We start from the raw sequence: 1,201 nt of genomic DNA on the forward strand, positions 1-1,201 counted from the left end.
TTCCGCGACGACGTGATCCGCGTTGCGGAGAACCGTGATCCAGAAGTCACGCTCGCGCAGATCGCGAAGGACTTCGGTGTCCATGTCGGCACTCTCGACAAGTGGATGCGACAGTCGCGGATCGACGCTGGCGAGCAGCCCGGCCAGACATCGTCGGATTCCGCTGAGTTGCGTGAGCTCCGCAAGCGCAACCGCCTCCTCGAGCAGGAGGTCGAGGTCCTGCGTCGCGCGACCGCGTATTTGTCTCAGGCTCATCTACCGGGAAAAGGCTCTACCCGCTCGTGAGTGAGCTCGCCGCGGACGGGATTCCTGTCGTGGTGTCGTGCCGGGTATTGAAGCTTGCTCGCCAGCCGTATTACCGGTGGCTGCGCAACTCCGTGAGTCAGCGGGAACTCGAGGAGGCGTATCGAGCGAACGCCCTGTTCGATGCTCACCGCGATGACCCCGAGTTCGGGTATCGGCTCCTCGCGGACGAGGCCCGCGACGAGGGCCAGGCGATGTCAGACCGAACAGCCTGGCGTATCGCATCCGAGAACGGCTGGTGGAGCGTGTTCGGTAAGAAGCGCGGCAAGAACGGCAAGAAGCCCGGTCCCGCCGTTCACGACGATCTCTGCGTCGTCATCGACGAGCACGGGCGTGAGCGTCATCGGTTCGAAGCCTCCCGACCGAACCAGCTCTGGCTGACCGACATCACCGAACACAAGACTGCTGAGGGCAAGCTCTACCTCTGCGCCGTCAAAGACGCGTTCAGCGGCCGGATCGTGGGCTACTCGATCGACTCGAGAATGAAAGCGTCACTCGCGGTCCGCGCTGTCCGCAACGCCGTCCGGATGCGCGAAAACGTGAACGGCTGCATCGTCCATTCGGACCGCGGCTCGCAATTTCGAAGCAGGAAACTACGCCGTGAACTCACCCGCCGTGACCTCGTCGGATCCATGGGCCGAGTGGCGTCCTGCGGAGACAACGCCGCGATGGAATCCTTCTTCAGCTTGCTGCAGAAGAACGTCCTGAACCGGCGCTCCTGGGCCACACGCGAGGAACTACGCATCGCCATCGTGACCTGGATCGAGCGGACCTACCACCGCCGACGCCGCCAGGCACGTCTGGGCCGTTTGACGCCCATCGAATTCGAGACCATCATGAACGAAGAACTGGCCCTCGCGGCCTGACTAGAACTGTCACCTGTTCCTGCATCAGACCC

At 63.1% G+C, this 1,201-nt stretch carries 1 protein-coding gene; it reads left to right on the forward strand.

Annotated features, from left to right (window positions below; genetic code table 11):
• Nucleotides 1-1,169, forward strand: a protein-coding gene (locus FM113_RS08695; protein ID WP_176387134.1) for an IS3 family transposase whose coding sequence is annotated in 2 segments (ribosomal slippage) — nucleotides 1-261 and nucleotides 264-1,169 — 1,167 coding nt annotated over the 2 segments. Because the reading frame shifts where the segments join, the coding sequence is not laid out codon by codon here. This gene is flagged as partial in the annotation.
• Between the last annotated feature and the right edge of the window lie 32 nt (nucleotides 1,170-1,201).

The sequence above is a fragment of the Leucobacter sp. 7(1) genome (assembly GCF_900163635.1).
Lineage (GTDB): Bacteria > Actinomycetota > Actinomycetes > Actinomycetales > Microbacteriaceae > Leucobacter.